General features: G+C 60.7%; 9 protein-coding genes. 7 read left to right on the top strand and 2 right to left on the bottom strand.

Features of this window, described 5'->3' with window-relative positions; genetic code table 11:
* Positions 1-365: 365 nt before the first annotated feature.
* A complete protein-coding gene (locus tag pbN1_RS00320; RefSeq protein WP_169202378.1) occupies positions 366-1,025 on the bottom strand; it encodes a DUF3275 family protein in 660 nt (219 codons plus the stop codon).
* A gap of 329 nt (positions 1,026-1,354) precedes the next feature.
* A complete protein-coding gene (locus tag pbN1_RS00325) occupies positions 1,355-1,834 on the bottom strand; it encodes a DUF3577 domain-containing protein (RefSeq protein ID WP_169202377.1) in 480 nt (159 codons plus the stop codon).
* A 239-nt stretch (positions 1,835-2,073) separates the two neighbouring features.
* On the opposite strand from pbN1_RS00325, the gene pbN1_RS00330 reads away from it, so the two are divergent.
* From pbN1_RS00330 to pbN1_RS00360, 7 genes are all read left to right on the top strand, one after another.
* A complete protein-coding gene (locus pbN1_RS00330) occupies positions 2,074-2,247 on the top strand; it encodes a hypothetical protein (protein ID WP_169202376.1) in 174 nt (57 codons plus the stop codon).
* A 326-nt stretch (positions 2,248-2,573) separates the two neighbouring features.
* Complete coding sequence (locus pbN1_RS00335; protein ID WP_169202375.1) at positions 2,574-2,891, top strand: hypothetical protein; 318 nt, start codon at positions 2,574-2,576, stop codon at positions 2,889-2,891.
* A 102-nt stretch (positions 2,892-2,993) separates the two neighbouring features.
* Positions 2,994-3,968, top strand: a complete 975-nt coding sequence (locus pbN1_RS00340) for a replication protein RepA (protein ID WP_169202374.1) — start codon at positions 2,994-2,996, stop codon at positions 3,966-3,968.
* 1,270 nt (positions 3,969-5,238) lie between these two features.
* Entirely contained in the window at positions 5,239-11,976 is a 6,738-nt protein-coding gene (locus pbN1_RS00345) for a hypothetical protein (RefSeq protein ID WP_169202373.1), read from the top strand.
* A complete protein-coding gene (locus pbN1_RS00350; protein ID WP_169202372.1) occupies positions 11,973-14,777 on the top strand; it encodes a DISARM anti-phage system protein DrmE domain-containing protein in 2,805 nt (934 codons plus the stop codon). The genes pbN1_RS00345 and pbN1_RS00350 overlap by 4 nt, the downstream gene beginning before the upstream one ends.
* A gap of 34 nt (positions 14,778-14,811) precedes the next feature.
* Entirely contained in the window at positions 14,812-15,597 is a 786-nt protein-coding gene (locus pbN1_RS00355; protein WP_169202371.1) for a hypothetical protein, read from the top strand.
* Positions 15,598-15,665: 68 nt separating this feature from the next.
* Positions 15,666-16,883: an IS256 family transposase gene (locus pbN1_RS00360; protein ID WP_169204317.1), complete on the top strand. Its 1,218-nt coding sequence runs from the start codon at positions 15,666-15,668 to the stop codon at positions 16,881-16,883.
* The last annotated feature ends 41 nt before the right edge of the window (positions 16,884-16,924 follow it).

The raw sequence follows: 16,924 nt of genomic DNA on the forward strand, positions 1-16,924 counted from the left end.
CACAGACAACACATGAACGAACTCCCAGAGACGGCCTGAGCCCAGGCGGCCTATGGGAACCCGCTGGTTCCGCTTCGGACGGAGTTTGGACGATGCCTTCGTCGCGCCGGTCGGCGGTATCGCCAGATGCCTGGGAGCCACGCGGTGCACCGGTGCGAGACACCCCAATGGAAGGCCAGGGTGCCGATGAGAACGCCGCGCGGGCCGAGTCGTCCACGCAAATGCCGCAACACATCGGGCGTGTTGCTGCCCAGCTATCGATGACACCCTGACGGGCTTTCCGAATCAGCGCCAGGCACCAGAGCAGTGATCCGGAAAGCCCGCGAACGGGCGATTGTTCCGTCGGCCGCCATGGCCGACGCACGTTACGTGTCGGACTTCGTGGCCAGGTATTCCTGGTATCGCTCCGACTCCTCCGGATACCACGTCTGCTCCTCCGGAATGAATCCGTAGTGGAGACCGGATTTCAGGCGGTTCCGTTGCGCCCGGAAGCGCCTGCGGTCATCGAGCGCGGGGTCGAGCTTCACCGGCCGGCGCGACGCCACCAATGCGTGGAGCTCCTCGCCGAACAAGGCCCCGTCCGACGAATCGTCGGGGACCGGGGACGGAACCGCTTCGGACGCGTCAGGTGTTAAATCGGCAGGCGTCCCGCTCGGACCCGGATCCTGCTTTTCGGCGGCCGGTAAGCGCTCGGGCGGGGCCGCAGAGGAATCGTGGGTGGATTCGTCGGCCGGATCGGGCTCGGTCGTCGAGTCTGGAAGCAGGCTTTCCGTGCCGGCATGGATCTGCAGGTCGGCCAGGCGCGCCCGGATCTCCACCACCAGTCGGCCATTCGCGTTGTAGGACCACGAGAAAATGCGCTGGATGGTGTAGTGGCCGGTATAGACGCCCTCCTCGAACTGATCGAGGACGGGGTCCTTGACGCGGAACTCGCCAATATCGGTGAGCAGGTCGCCCACACTGAATGGCCCGTTGGCGCCGTTGATGCGCTTGATGCAAAGGGAGCCCTCGACAGTCACGCTCATGGTTTCAACCTCCGTAGGATGGATCGGAGGCCTGCCCCGTCGGGGAGACGCCCCGATGGGTGACAACTTCATGCAAGACGGATGCGGTCAGCCTGCCGGAAGAGGACCGCCAACTTTCGTCGGCGGGTCCGGTTTCAAGGACGCACTGGTATTCCGGACCAGCGCGGGGGTGCTGACAGGCAAGCCCATGTGAAAAGACCCCGGGCCGAAGGCCGTACCTGTTTCAGAGGCTGACAGGTCGCACGGCGCACGTTTTTGCCGAAACGTGCAAAACGGCGGAAAGTCGGAAAGGCTCCCGAAGTGTGAATCGACGCATCCAGGGTGACGCGTCACCCGTGGGTACCGCTGCGTGGCTCGATTGGCTGCTGCGGACGCTCGTATTTCGTCTCGCCATCCACCTTGACGTGGCTCACCAGGAAGAGACGGCCCTTGATGATGGCTCGCGGCTCCTGGGTCACCTGACCGGAGGTCTTGTCCTTGACCTCGGTCGTGTAGGAATGCGGGTAAATGTCCCCGATCTTGAACGCGACGAAAACCTTGCGGCCCGCATCGACGTCCTCTTGCAACGACTGCACCAGATCGACGCAGGCGTCATCGGTGACACGCACGTCGAAATAGCTATAGCCGGGATCCGTCGTGTCCCCGTGCAACGCGTTGATCGCGCAGGCAAGAAACGGCTTGCCTTGACGACCTCCGCCGTTGCGCGGATTCACCCAGCGAATGCGGGACAAGTATCCGCATCCCTGCGTGTGCAGATCGAAATACTCCTTCTCGGGAGCAGCGGTATTGGAGTGAGCCTGGTCGGACATGATGATCTCCAAACAAAAAAATCGGGAGATCACACGCCCGACATCGGGAAGAGAGATCTTCCCGATCGGGTGGGTGAGACTGACGAAACCCCGAGCCCGAAGGCCGTTCCGGTTACAGGGGCTGACCGGACGCTGCGCAGCCACTCGGCTGAACACTACGATTATTCTTACGCGCTACGAGCGCGGCCGTCAAGGGGGTTGATCGCCGGTGGTCAAGCCAATGCCCCCTGCGATACGCCTTGAAGGAAGACAACGGTGTCGCCTGGCGGCAACCGCCGACGCAGATTCCGGCCTTTGGCTCGCTCAAGCCGTTGATTGGATTGGAGGTGAGCCCCCAGGGGGGATCGCAATCGCAGCTTGAATTTTGCGTGGCGATCAGCGATATTTTGAAGGCGGATCGATCGCGTTCGTAATGCCTGCCCGGGTAACGGGCTCCCTTGAGTTCGCAGCGATCCTTGTTTTTCGGTTTGGGCGAACCCTGATCGTCCCTCAGCCTGGCGCACCGACGGCGAGCCCGCGAGCAATCCGATAAAGATGCGCCTCACGAGGCCTGCATGCTGCGCCCAAGAGCGGCGCCCCCGATTTCCTTGCGCCGGATTTCCGTGACCTGCGGTTGCGACGAGGTTAACTCCGGCCTTCCCGCTGCAAATCGTTCGATAGGGGACGGGATCGAGGTGACCACCACTCGCGACCGACGCAATCGACGCATGGCATTTCAACTCCCGAGGAGATCACCTCGATGAACGTCGTTCACATCAACACCCACCCTGCCCGCCTGCGGCCGGGCGAGATGGCAATCCACGACGAATATGGATGGGTGGAGATCGTGGAACGCACCGGTTCACGACGAAAAATCCGCTGGATTGAGCGTCGGCCGGAGCCATCCGGAACACGCCATCCCGACGAGCTGGATGCGGAGCTGCTTACCATCTGGGAAGACTGGGTCGACGGCGACACATTGACGGCGACCTCCCGCCGGAAGGCCACCCCCATGCCGGGTAGCGGAATCAGCCTCCTCGTGGGCACGCGGAAATCATTGGGAGAGCTGGCGACCTGACGGGTCCCGGATGGCGTCGGGCCGATAGGTCAACGCGAGCGAAGCCCGACGTCACGGCCCCACCTACGACAGCATTGAAAGTGACAGGAGCACCGAGGAGCCATGCCCACAACGAAGCCGAAAAACCTGTCTTTTGATTTTCGTTCGGGACAACCCATTCCGGCGTGGGTGCGCGAAGTGATCGACACGCATCTGGCCATCGAGGCCGAGGACGCCAGGAGTGCCGGATCCCTGGGTTTCCTGGCCCGCGCCCTGATCATCGCCACCATGCCGTACAAGGATCCCAAGACCGAGGTCTTCAAGCGTCAAAACGGCGACTTCCGCCTGCGGATCATTGCCGGTTACGAAGGAGGCATTCCCTACGGTATCTATCCGCGTTTGCTGATGTCGTGGGTATCGACCGAGGCCGTACGCAAGCAAACGCCGGTGATCCAGTTGGGAGATTGCCTGCGCGCCTTCCTGCACGATGTAATGGATTTGCGCAGCAGCGGCGGCGGCGCCCGCGGGAGCGGCAGCCGCGTCACCGAGCAGATGAAGCGACTGTTTGGCTCGCTCATTACGGCGCACTATGCCGGCACCCAGCAGCAACAAGGCTTCCTGCTACGGAATGTGCTCATCGCCGACGAGCTGCAACTCGACGACGCCGTGCTGACCGGCCTGTGGACGCCACAACAGGCCCACGAAACCGGCCGATGGCAATCGCAGGTGCGGCTTAGCAGCGGGTTCTTTGAGGAATGCATCAACAACCCCGTGCCGATCGATCTGCGCGCTTACAAGGCGTTGCGCGGCTCGCCGCTGGCGATGGACGTCTACACCTGGCTTACCTACCGAATGAGCTATACGCAGCGACGCAGCCGCCCGATTCGCTGGGAACCGCTGATGTTGCAGTTCGGCTCCGATTACGGCACCGAGACCGCGCAAGCCGTGCGCGACTTCAAGAAGGCGTTTCTCAAGGCATTGAAGCTCGTACTTGTCGTCTATCCCCAGGCCTGTGTGGAGGTCCGCGATGTTGGGGTCGTGCTGCTGCCCTCTCGCCCGCACGTATCGCCGCTGCCGGTCCAGCGCGACCTGTTCTGACGCGCTGAAGAACTCCCGCCACCCCCACTACCCGGGCACGCCGGCCGAGAATGGACCGGCACGCGTCGTCGCGCCCTGCCGACCCGGCGATTCCTTTCCGCGCTGACGAACTCCCGGTCACGGGTGTGCGCTGAAGAACTCCCACACCGCCCTCGCCGGCAGTGGAAAACCCTGTGGATAGACAAAGTTATCCACGCTGAACAACTCCCGCGGCCAATTCTTTTGCAACTCAATGAGTTACGACCACCCGGAGCACTTATCCACGCTGAACAACTCCCGCGATCTTGCGCTGAACAACTCCCGCCGACAGTTTTGCAGCGCGCCTGAATGCCTTGCCAATACTGGCTTTGCGGCGAACACGACGAAGCTCCCCTGTAGTTATTCTTGTATACCTATATGTATTACCTGTAGTTAACCTCGCGCGGCCTGGGGATAATTTTCGCGCATGAGCAATGACAACACCGACGGGGAGTTCTGTTCTCGATCAGGGTGGTTTCCCGGGCGTGACGCAAGAAGCGGTCGGCAGCCCTCGCGCGGAGAGTCCAGAACAGGTTCAGCAGGCCAGACCTGAGCGACGATAATCAGCGCCCCGTCCGACCCACTTCAATCGGTCGTCCCTCAGGACGGGTAACGGCTCCCATCCGAGGAACGCCTGCCACACGTGCTGCGCTGTCGACGTCCCTTGCTCGTTGCGGCCACTCAGCTCCTGCTAATCGAGCGCCCGCTTCGCGAGCCAAAGCAGCCGTAGACCGAGCAACAACCCTCAATGGCCACCACACCCGCCTTCGAACGGCAGGTCGCGACCTATGGCGACCTTCCATCCCTGCACAGTCTGGCCAGAACTTAGATCGCCTTGATAGGCACCAACCCAGACACCATGGGCTAGCAGCAGCTCGACCTCGGTGGTGGCTACCAACACGACCGCCGGAACGCGAAGTTCATGCTGTTGCTGGAAATCCGAAAAGTCTCCCAGCTTTGAGGGCGTTACTGCGGTTGCGTATGCTGTATGCCATACGCTTCTTATCAGAAAGAACGACCTCTAGTCAACCACCGAAACTCGGTAAACGCTCGTTGACCAACACGGTGTTGTCCGCGATGACTGTTCGCTTCTCGTGGTACGGTAAGATGAAATATCTTCAATCAACGTGACATGTGTTGATCAGCATTTCACAGGTATGTGTCGGCGTGATTTTGGACTTTGAGATGGCATACGGACTACTACGGCAGCTAGAGTCCCGTAAGTTTGAATTTATATGGCGAACGAATAACAATGGAAAAAATCGACCTTGAGAGCATTTCCAACAACGCGAAGGGAATGCCCGACTGTTGGCACATTGACGCCAGCGGCAAGTCCTCTCCCGAGGTTTTTCAGAAGCACTTCGGTCTTCCCCGAAGTCTGCGCAACGACAAGAAGCTCCTGGAGGTTTCAGTCTTGCGTCAAAAGCGTGTGCTGCACTTCATGTGGCGCTTGCTGCACTACCGCAACCTAGGGTTGCAGATCATGCTCATGGGCGACAAGCACGCCAGCCCCGAAGCGCATGCCATGGCGCGCTATGACGAGGGCTGGCATCTGCGCAATGAGGAAGATCTCATCGAAGTCGCCAAACTGGATGAGGACGACCTTAATGCCAAGCTAACCGACCTGCTCGCGCAAAAGCGCGACAAGGAGTACAAACTGCAGCAGGTCAAGGTCCAGATGCTGGCCAACCGGGCCAACACAACCGTCGATCGCGCCTTCGAGGTCATGGGGAAGTGCGCCATCGAAACTTGGCTTCGCGCGCGAAACGACCTGGCGAATTGGGACAAGCTCGATGACCAAGAGAAGGAGCTCCTAGCTGAAGTCATTTTCTGCGGCTACACCTTCTTTGGGAAAGCGGCCTTGGAGGACGTTGCAACCATCGAGCCTAGCGTTTTTGCTTACTGCCGGACCTTCCGGGGCTTACCCCCGTTGGTGGTGAACATCGCTCCGGTGGTGCCGGCGGTTCAGGCCGTTCCCCACAAGCCTGTGGACGAACTGCCGACTAAGGTGTCCAAGGACGTGCCTGCACGTTCGGCCCTGGGCGATTCTACTGCACGTAGTGTGGTCGAGCCTGCATCCAAGATGGAACAGGCGGCCCCGGTCAAGACCGTGGCCAAACCCGCGGTGGTTCCTACCCAAGCAGCCCCCGCATCCGCTGCACCGAAGCAGGATGCGGCGTTGCCCGCAGGGGCACCAGCACCGAATTCATTACAGCAGCTATACAGCCTGATCGGCTCCCTGAGCAAGGAGGCCCTGGACAGCAACGACGTCGGTCCCGAGCAGGCCCAACAGATCCGAGACCTGCTGGATCAGCATCTGGAGCGTCTAACGGAGCTCTATGCGCGCCTGACGCCCGAGGACGTGCGTGCGCTGATCGAACGCTATAGCGATGCCGTCCTCAACATGGCCAAGGCTCTGGAGTTCGACAACAGCGACCAGCGCGATCTGGTGCCTGTGCTGCGCACGGCCTGGAAGATAACAGTGGTTTCCGCTCTGGAGGATGGGCGTCCGCGTGCCTGGTTCGAGGTGAACCTGAGCGAGCGCCAGCAACTGCCGGAGTTTGTGGAGCGCTTCGAGGCAGAACAGTCCCGGATTGCGGCGGCCACCAAGGAGATCGATGCGCTCAGGACCCAGCTGGCCCAAGCTAAGTTTACCGCCCGGGCGTCTCTCAAGGCCAAGGAAACCCACAATAACAACGAGATTAGCAGCGCTCACCAGGAGCTCGAGACGATCCGAGTGGAGGCGGCTCACTACCTGGTGCCTGAAGGGAGAACCCTCGACGACCTGATGGAAGACGAGTCTCTGCTGGCGGAGGTCAACATTGAGGTGGAGGGCTTTAACCCGCAAACCGTTCAGGACTTGCAGGCCGTCGTCTCGGCGTTCGAACCCTTGAAATTGAGCCCGCAGGCAGCCGTGCCAGCACCATCCGCTGACACCTCGTTAGGGCCTGTGTCAGCCGCGGCTCCAGCTCCTTCTTCTTCCATTATTGAAGCCACCCAAGACGGAGACGAGGTCATTCAGCCGGAAGCCGAGGTGGCGGTTGTCCATGTGGAACTAGCACCTGTGCAAGCTCCTGAGGCGGAAGATCCCTCCGTTCCGGAAGCAGCCCCACAACCGGAGCACGAGCCGGAGCATCTAGTGGAACTTGCTTCCGTGGCCCCATCCGAGAAGGCACCCGCACAAGAGCCCGTCCCGGTCATAGAGCCCGAGAGGGAGGTTGAAGAGCCTCAAGAGGCTACCACCTTCGGTGTGGATGAGGCCTTGCGCCACTTGCATTGGGCTGAATCCAAGGAGGAGGCTCAGCAAGCTTTCCGTATTGCCTACGAGCAGTATTCCCAGGTGCCTCGCTACATTGCGGAGGCCGTGGCCTTACACTGGATCGAGGCGGGCCACCTAAATGTGGCGTACCAAATCCTGCGCGACGCGAATGAGTCAACCCTGCTCTCGGATCGCGTGCTGGACGCCTCGCTCCTGCGCTCAGCCTTCTATGGCATGAACCTGTGGCCCAAGGACCGGGATGCACTGAGCTACACGCAGCGCGACCTGAACCTGCTCAACCACAAGGACCTGGAAGACCAGCTCGAGCGTAAGCCCACTGGCAGAGTCGTGCCTTACCTGTTGGTGTGTGCCACCTTTCAACCAGCACTGTTTGCAGGCGGGGAGACTCAGGCGGCAACCTTGCTCAAGCTCGCGGCCGACCACTTTGAAGACCATTTGAGTCGCCTGATCACGCACACGGCCGAGTTCACCTTGAGGGGCGGCCGGCTCGACCTAGACATCCTCCGCAATGAACAGGCCCAGGAAGTCCATCTGGCGGCGGCCAAACTCCAAGATCAGGTCAATACGTGGGTCGAGCTCAACCAGCAGCGCACCAACCGTTGGCATGCCCTCCGCCTGGCCCTGCGCAGCTGCATCAAGCATCCGATTATTGCCGAGGCCATTGCCGCCATCAAGGCGGGAGAGCAGGGCGATGCTGCCGCGGTGCGGCGCTTCCGTGACACGTACTCCGTGCATGCCGAGTCGCGCCGCCTGCTCGACGATCTGGTGGTCGAGATCCGCGCCGATGCCGTCGTGAGCGACCAAATCGACAGCCAAGCCTACACTACCTTCTGTCAGCAGATGGATGGTCTGGTGTCCATCGCCCAAGCCTGGCTGCTGGAAGTGACGCCGGCCGACATGCGGCCAAACGAAGTCCAAGATTTCCTGCAGAAGTTCCACACCTTGCTGGGACGCTCCATCCACAACCTGGAAAGCCACCCGGAACACGCGGATCTGGAGCACCGCGCTGGCAGCGCCATCCTGCTCAAGCTGCTACGCAAGCTGCAGGCCGAGATCAAGACCGCATCTCACGACACCTGGCGTTTCGACCAGACAGATGCGACCTTCCGCTTGCCGGAGACGCTGGCGCGTCTGGACATGGGGCACGTGGGAGTCGACCTGCGACTGGAATGGTTCGCCATGCGGTTAACCTCTCCCAACTGGCTGGCCGATATGCTGGATTTGGCCCGTCGCCACCAAGCGCATTGGGTGCGGTTGCTGCTCCTGCGCCAGCTCGAGGAAATCAGCGGGCCGCGCGACGCCGAAATTGACAGCGTCAGCAACGACATTGCGGGCGTGCGCGCCGAACTCAAGAAGGCTATTGAGCAGTTCCGTAACCTCTCGCTGCAAGCGATGTCCGTGGACATCATCAGCGAAGGCGAGCACTTGGCAAACATTGACCAGGTTAATGAGTGGCTCGAAGAGCTTTCCGACCGCAAGCCCTACGTTGACGTCGCTGACATCGACGACGATGTTCAGCTTCGTGTTCGCTCCATGGACAAGCTGCTAAACAGCAGTGCTGCGCAGCTCGAAGAGGAGCTGAATCGGGAGCTGCTTAGCATCCGCGTCAAGGTCGGTCCCGCCGCCGTGCCTGAAGGCTGGGACACACGTGCCCGCCATGCGCTGGACAAGCGCAACCTGTCGCTGGTGCGCGAACTGATCAACCAACTTAAGGAGCACAGCGAACGCAACGCCCGTCTTGTGGAGACTTCGCTGCTCGACAATGCCGAATTCTCTGCCTTCCTCCAAGCGGAGAACGGGCTCTACACCCTGCTGCACGAGCACCCAAGCCCCCGCGAAGCAGGGGATCTGGTCATCGATGAGCAGCCCGGCGGACTGAACTATGCCGTGCACAAGGCGGACTTCAACGACGTTATCGAGACTTTGCTCGAATGGCGCAGCAAGGGCAAGAACAAGAAAGCCACGCTGGAGATGCCCACATACGAAGGCATTGTGTCGGTGTTGCGGTTCCTAGGGATCGAGGTGGTCAACAAGATCGGCAAGACCGAGAGGCTCAATAACTGTGAGTACACCCCGACAGGCGACTTCCGACGCCTCAAGGTCCGCATCTCGCGTCCCACCTTACCCAAGGGTTTCCCTTTATTCGAAGGGGACGTGGGATCGTCCCAGCCCCTGAACATCATCTTCGTGCAGGGGAACTGGAACCAGGTGGGCCTCATCGATCTGATCGAGCGCCACGGTCAGCCGGACCGCGCCATCCTCATGGTGGGGCAGCCCCTGAGTCCCGAAGAACGCAGAGGCTTCGCGGCCTTCTGTCGTGACCACAAGTGCACCATCTTCTTGCTCGATCCTGTGATCCTGTCCTACGTGGCCACCGCGCGCCATCGGCAGATGATGCTTGAGACCTTCTTGCGGGTCAGCGCCGCTTGGACCTCCTACAACCCGTACACTAAGGGGGATGCCCGTCTGCCGGCTCCGCCCGAGATGCGATTTGGCCGCGAGAACGACATCGCCTCGCTCGTCGAGCCTCGCGGCGCGGCTCTAGTCTACGGTGGCCGTCAGCTGGGCAAGACGACGCTGCTCAACGCCGCGGTCCAGGAGTTCAAGAAGCGCGATCCGCTGCAGAACCACGCCTTCTACATGCCTATGGATGGAATCTTCCAGCATGTGGTCGAGCGCGGGATCAACGTCAAGAAGCGTCTTTTCGAACAGCTCGTCGTCAAACTGATAGATGACGAGGTTCTAACCAGCAACCTCAGCAATGCCCAGATGGATCCGGAAGACCGGCTGCGTCAGGAGTTTCTGCGCCCCGGCACCAAACGAGTCCTCTTTTGTCTGGACGAAATCGATTCCGTCCTCAACAAGGACGCCGCGACCAACTTCGAGTTGGTGCGCTCCCTCAAGGCACTGGTCAACGACCCCCACCATCGCTTTCGCGTTGTGTTTGCAGGTCTCAACAACGTTAACCGCTTCCGGACGTACCCGAACGTCCCGCTGGAGCAGCTGGGCAGTCCGTTGGAAGTCGGTATCCTCTCATCCCAAGATGCACGCAGTCTCATCCTTCAGCCGCTGACTGCCTTGGGCTATCGCTTTGAGGAGCCCGAACTGGTGGACCGCATTATGGCGTTCACCAACAGGCACCCCAGCTTGCTGCACATCTTCTGCAGCGAGTTGGTCGAGCAGCTGGGACGCGACCGCAGCCGCCAGGACGGTTTTCGCCTGATTCGCCAGAGCGACATCGAAAACATCGAGAACAACTCAGATGTACGCCGACTCTCGGGCGAGCGCTTCGACATGACGCTTAACCTAGACAAGCGCTACACGGTCGCTGTCTACGGCTTGATTGCTGCCTACGACAAGGGCATTGGTAAGTTCACCGTGAGCAAAGCGCTCGAGGTGGCACGCACCTGGGTCCCCGAAGAGTTCGAGCAAATGAGCGAATCGGGCTTCGAGAGCCTGTTGCTGGAGCTTGTAGGTCTGGGTGTGCTTCGCGTTGACGACAAGGCCAAGCGCCAGTACGCCTTGCGCAATCAGTCCATCCTGCAGCTTATCGGCTCGATGGATGATATCCAGCACAAGTTGCAAGTGGCGATTGACGACCTCAAGAACCACGCCGAGGATGTGCTGACCTGCCACGCCACGTGCCCGGCGCCCAACCCCATCCCGTCCCCGCTGTCCTTGCAGGACGAGCGCATGATCCTGTCGGCCAAGCCGCCCGAGGGGGCACCGAAGTATTCGGTCTCGTTGATCATGGGTACACCGGCGCTGGGCATGACCCTTAAGGGGATGCAAGAGGGCTTCGGCGCCATCAACGAGTTCCAGTCGGGCACCCAGATGTTCAACTACGAGACACGCGTCGTCACCGATACGGCGACGATGGATCTCAAGCGCTTCTCGGATACGATCCATACGGCCATCGGGGCCTGGGCCTCGGCCAATCCGGCGGTGGTGCTGATTTCGCTCGAGGATTGTTCCTCGATCGATCGGATCATGGACCTGATCAGCATCGCCAATGAAAAGGCTTCGCAAGCGACAAGGCTCAAACATCCATTGCGTCTGGTCTTCCTGCTGGGCGCGCGCGCCATGTGGAGCTGGCATGCCCACTCTTGGCTCACGACCGCGCCCAATGAGATCGGTGGCCAGGTGGAGCTCAACCGCTGGACGCGCCACGCTTGCGAAGGCCTGCTGGAGCAGCAGGGTATGTCGGTGACCTCCGAGCAAGGCGACATGCTTCGCAGTGCCACCGAAGGTTGGTATGTCTTCCTGATGAAGTTTATCGAGGTGCGCAAGAAGAAGGCGTCGGCTTCTAGCTTCAACGATTTCTCCAAGGTTTTCACGCCGCTGGTCGAGCTGCCACCCAAGGAATTCGAGAAGTTCCTCCTGCAGTCGGGCATGAATTGCGTGGAATGGTCCTTGCCTCTGGCAGGCAAACTCAAGGAGTTCGAGGCGCTTAGCAACTTCTCCAAGGAAGACCTGCAGACCGCTATCGGATTCATGGGCGAGGAACAGCCTGATTTTCCCATCACGCCCGAGCAGTCGGATGCCGTGGTGCGTTGGTGGGCCGCATTGCGGGTCATTGAGGTCAACACCAAGGCGAAATCCAAGGCCGCCCACCGGGAAGGCAAGATCACCTACAGCTTCATTCGCTCGATCCAGCGTGCGATCGGCGAGCATGTCAATCAAAGTGGCGCCAAGGAAGCGCGGCCGTGAAACCCACCTTCCCCGCAACCACGCCAGTCCCCAAAGGCTGGCGTGGTTTGGTTGAAGAGTCCTGGCCGGCGGTCACAGCGTCGGAGTTGCTGCGCGGCGGCGACGAGATCTGGCATGCCGAAGGCTTGAGCACGCCCAAGGAAGAAGAGGCCGTGGCCTTGGCCGCCATGGGGCGGTTGCTGCGCTACGGCCAGTCGGTTCACCTGAACCTGCCCATTGGCCGTGAACCAACCTTGCCCCGTCTGGCCTTCTACCTTCACCGCCTGCGACTGGATGCCGCCGGCGGGCTGATGCGGTCGGCCTGGCTCAATCCAGTGACCATTGCCCACCGCAATGACCTGATCGTTTTCGGACGACCGCGGCGCATGCTGCGCGACTTCAGCACCTCGGCCGTGATGCGGCCGATGGTGGTGGATACCATCCGGCCTTTGGCTCCGTCGGAATTCCAGCGGACCTTGCTGGTGAACGGCCACGGGGACCTTCTGGAAACTCTGAAACTACTCTCCGAAAAGAGTCTGCCTTTTGCCATAGTGGTGCAGGTAACGCCCCAAGGATGCGATGGAAACTCGGTAAGCATAATCAAGGTCCTGCCTGATTTCTTTCCTGGCATACCCATCGTGGCCCTAGGCTACACTGGTCAGGTGCTCAGCGAGCCCTTGCCGATGCATACCTGGAACACTCGTATCGGAGATGTGGTTGCCTTGCGCCATGCCTCATGCGAGCCGCTGACCTGCACCCCAAACGTCGAGGTGGTTGCCGCGCGCGACCCTGTGATGGATGCCTTCGTCAAGAAGCTGGGCTTCATGGTCTGGAACTTGAAGCGCAAGATGGAGGAAACCGGAGGGCTCTCGCGGGAGCTCTCCGCCTTGATGGCGGTCGATCGGGCCCTGCGCTGCCTCAATGTACCCCTGCCCGTGCACGAGCAAGGCACCTTGCGCCATGTACGTGGCGGTCGCTACCCCGTTCGCATGATTGAGTCGTGGCTGGAGATCGCCTCTCGCCTGAAGGGGCGACGCGGCGACATCCAGGAATTGCACGCCCAGATTCTGGTTATGACGCGCAACATGATGAAGGACCTCACCGAGGCCAAGCCTGGGAGGGGCGAAGCCCTCATCCAGTTGTGTGGCCAGGTCTTGAACAGCGATCAGCGGGCCTGCGTGCTAGTGGGTGGCCGGCGCGACGCCGAGATTCTGCAGAGCTACATCGAAAGGCGTCTCGGACCAGAGGCGATCGAGAACATCACGGTCTCCCAGATGGACGGCTCAACGGCGGTGCCACCCGAAGGGATCGATCTGGCCATCTACGCCGGAGTGCTTTATCCCTCGCGCATCCATTGGCTGGGCTTGGCCGCCAAGCGCAAACTGGTGCTATGCCACCCGTTCGAGCAGGAATGGGTTTGCCAGCAGATCGATCGCTGGTGGCAGGGCTATGCCTTGCCCAGTGCCCCTACGGGCGACAAGCAGCGCCTGTGGTCGCTCGAATGGCCAGCCCAAGGGTGCTTGAAGGATGCGCTCATCGACAACGAAGCCTTGTGCGGCAACGAAACGTCCTTCACCTTGTTCGAGATCGATGGCGAATACCCGCGCCAGATGCGTGTAGCCCAACTCGAAGCCACCCGCGGTTTCAAAGACTGGCTCAATGTGCTTATGACCGAGCCGCTGCCCGTGCAGCGCGACGATGAGATTGCACCGGAGCCCACGCGCGATGTCGTCGTGCTGCACTTGGAGGGGCAGTCCGAGCCCATCCGTTGGGCCGTGAACCACCAGATTCTTCGCCTTCAGGACGATGAATTGGTCGTCTGCACCGCCAGGGACCTGGAAGTCGGTAACGAACTGGTCATGCTTGTCAGCAGCGATGAGCGCGTCGCCACACAGCGCGATCTCTTTGACATGTTCGTGCAGAACAACCATGGCCTATCCCAGACCCTGCGCATCGCCGAAAAATGGCAGGAGTTTGTGGATGCCGGCATGCAGAAGTTCGAAACCGCCATCGAATTGAACAGCTATCTTAAGTCCAAGCGCTACGAGGTACATAACAACACAGTGCAAAACTGGGCCCACGGCGGCGTGATCGGGCCAAAGGACCCGGCGGCCATCCGGTTGCTGGCTGAACTGGCTGAGATTCCGAGTGCAGACAAGATGACTACAATGGTGGCCAATGCGATTCAGGTCATCCGTGCCGAGCATCGCCGCATCGGTTCGGACCTGCGGCGGGCCATTGCGGTGTCGCGCAACCGGGACGTCTCGGCAGTTCAGGTCGGCTCGCGGCGGTTTTCGCGCGACGTCTTTGACGCCATGGTACAAATCAGCCGGGTGGTGGGCATCGAGCGCCCTTCCCTAGAGCAGTCAAGCTTTGCCCAGCGACGCTCCCTAAAGGACCTAGCTCTGGACTTTGCAATCGAGCACGGCAACAAAGTCCTTTTCACCTCCGGATGCGAGCGTTCCATGAGCCGTTCGGCTTACGCCGATCTACAGGCTTTTGGCGAGGTTCTCAAAGTGCTGGTCGATGGGTTCTACCCCATGTACGCCAAGCACAGCAAGTCACTCAAAGACGTCGAGGGCATGCTGGCCCCTATTCCTGCATCCTATGCTGGAGGCATGTCCGATGTCACCAAGGGCAAGCACGAGCAGCACTATTTCCGGCAATACGAAGGCCAGCGTGTGGACATCTCGCGACACATCAAGCTTGGTCGGGCATACGACCCGCGCTACACACTGCGTCTGTACTTCCACTGGGATGCGGAACGCGCCAAGGTCGTGGTGCACCACGCCGGCGAACACTTGCCGACCCTGACTAGCTAAGCCCATCCTCCACATCAACCTTGATCCTTTGCCTATGACACCAGCTCAGACACTGACCTACAAGGACAAGATGGCGATCTCCGAGCGTCTGCTCGAACTCATGCGCATGCGCCTCACCGGCAAGACTTCGCTGGGTTTGTGGCCTGAGGGCCAAGTTTCGGCGCAGGACCCAGCGGCGATTTCGCTAGTGGGCGGGCTGGCGCCGTTGCCTGACCCGGACTACCATCGCGAGCAGCCCCCGAGCGCCATGGGCATGGTGCTGATGGTCGAGCCCGACGGCCAAGGAAAGGTAATCGTCTCGGTCAATGGGCGGTTTGACGTCACGCACCGATATGTGCCGTCCCTGCAGACCATGAAAGAGCACGTACAGGTCGGCGCCGACGGCGAGCGCCATCAGCAGAAGCTCCCTGACTGCTTCATTCGCTTCTCTGTCCAGTTCTCGGACGTGACCTTCACCTTGGACACGGCCCATTTGAACCAGTGGTCCGAGGAGAAGCTTGAGCCCTTGCTCAGATCCTTGCACAAGGTTTGGGAGACCGATCCGCGCATTTTCCGGATCTGCCAAGTCAACGACAAAGGCTACATCAACACGACCATTCCCTGGGGCAAGGACGACTGCGCCGGCGACCAGGAACTGGCCGACCTGGTGGCACGCAACCTCTTCATAGGCGACAGCATCCTGTTGCACGATGTCAGGCTGCGGGCTCGCCTGCGCCCTCCTCCGCCCAATTTTGTGTGCAATGATTCGCGCTATCTTCTGGAGCTTTACCTCCAGAACAAGATTGAGTCCGTAAACTGCTGTAAATCGAGTGGCAGGTAGCCACCGCTTCAGTTCGGTACGATGACGTTGTCGAAGCGTTGATCAACCGAAGAAAGGCAGGCGAAGCGATGGCTGGATATGATGTTAGCGTAGGGCGTGATTTGTTGCCAGGGCTGTTGAGCGGTCAGGACGGGCTGGCGAAACTGGTAGAAGCGGTTCTGAACCAGATACTGGAGGCGCAAGTGACAGAAGCGTTGGGAGCGGAGCGGCACGAACGCACGGAAGAGCGCGCCGGCTACCGCAACGGCACGCGAGCACGCACGCTCTACACACGGGTGGGGCCGGTGACGCTGCTGGTGCCGCAGACGCGGGATGGCAGCTTCTCGACAGAGATCTTCAAGCGTTACCAGAGGAGCGAGCAGGCGTTTGTACTGGCGCTGATGGAGATGGTCGTGCAAGGCGTCTCGACGCGGAAAGTATCGGCGATCACCGAGGAGCTGTGCGGCACGAGCTTTTCCAAATCGACGGTCAGCGCGCTCTGCGCCGGACTGGACGGACGTGTCGGTGCCTTCAACGAGCGACGGCTCGAAGGCGATTACCCGTTTGTTCTGGTCGATGCGCTGTTCATCAAGAGCAGGGAAGGCGACCGCGTCGTATCGCGCGCCGCACTGGTCGTGTCGGGCATCAGGAGTGACGGCTACCGCGAAATTCTCGGCGTGAAGATCGGCGACACGGAGAGTTTCGCCACTTGGGATGAGACGTTCCGCTGGCTCAAAGGCCGGGGGTTGAAAGGCGTCATGTTCGTCGTTTCCGACAGCCACGGCGGGCTGACGCAGGCGGTCGCAAAGCATTTTCAGGGGGTGACCTGGCAGCGCTGCCAGGTGCATCTGATGCGCAACATTCTGGGGAGCTGCAGCGCCAAGATCCGGGCCGACGTGGCGGCGGCAGCCAAACTCGTCTTCCAGGCGGCGGACATGGCCGAGGCCAAGCGCCGGCTCGCCGAATTCGTCGAGCGCTTCGAGAAAACGGCGGCAAAGGCCGTGGCGTGCATCGAGGAAGGTTTCGCCGACGCAATGGCGGTCATGGCGCTGCCAGAGAAATACCGGCGGCGGCTGCGCACGACCAACATGCAGGAGCGGCTCAACGAAGAGATTCGCCGTCGCGAGCGGGTGATCCGCATCTTCCCCAACGACGAATCCGCCCTGCGCCTGATCGGCGCCCTGTTGGCCGAGCAGAACGAGGTCTGGCAGGAAAGACGATATCTGGATATGGATGAATTCGCGGAGTGGGTCGCCGCCCGCGCCGCCGCCGGCGAGAGCAACAACGTTGTTGCTCTCGCCGGATAAAAACCATTCGTCATCATCCGGGCTGAAGAGAATTTACAGCA

This window comes from Aromatoleum bremense (assembly GCF_017894365.1).
In the GTDB taxonomy this organism is placed as follows: domain Bacteria; phylum Pseudomonadota; class Gammaproteobacteria; order Burkholderiales; family Rhodocyclaceae; genus Aromatoleum; species Aromatoleum bremense.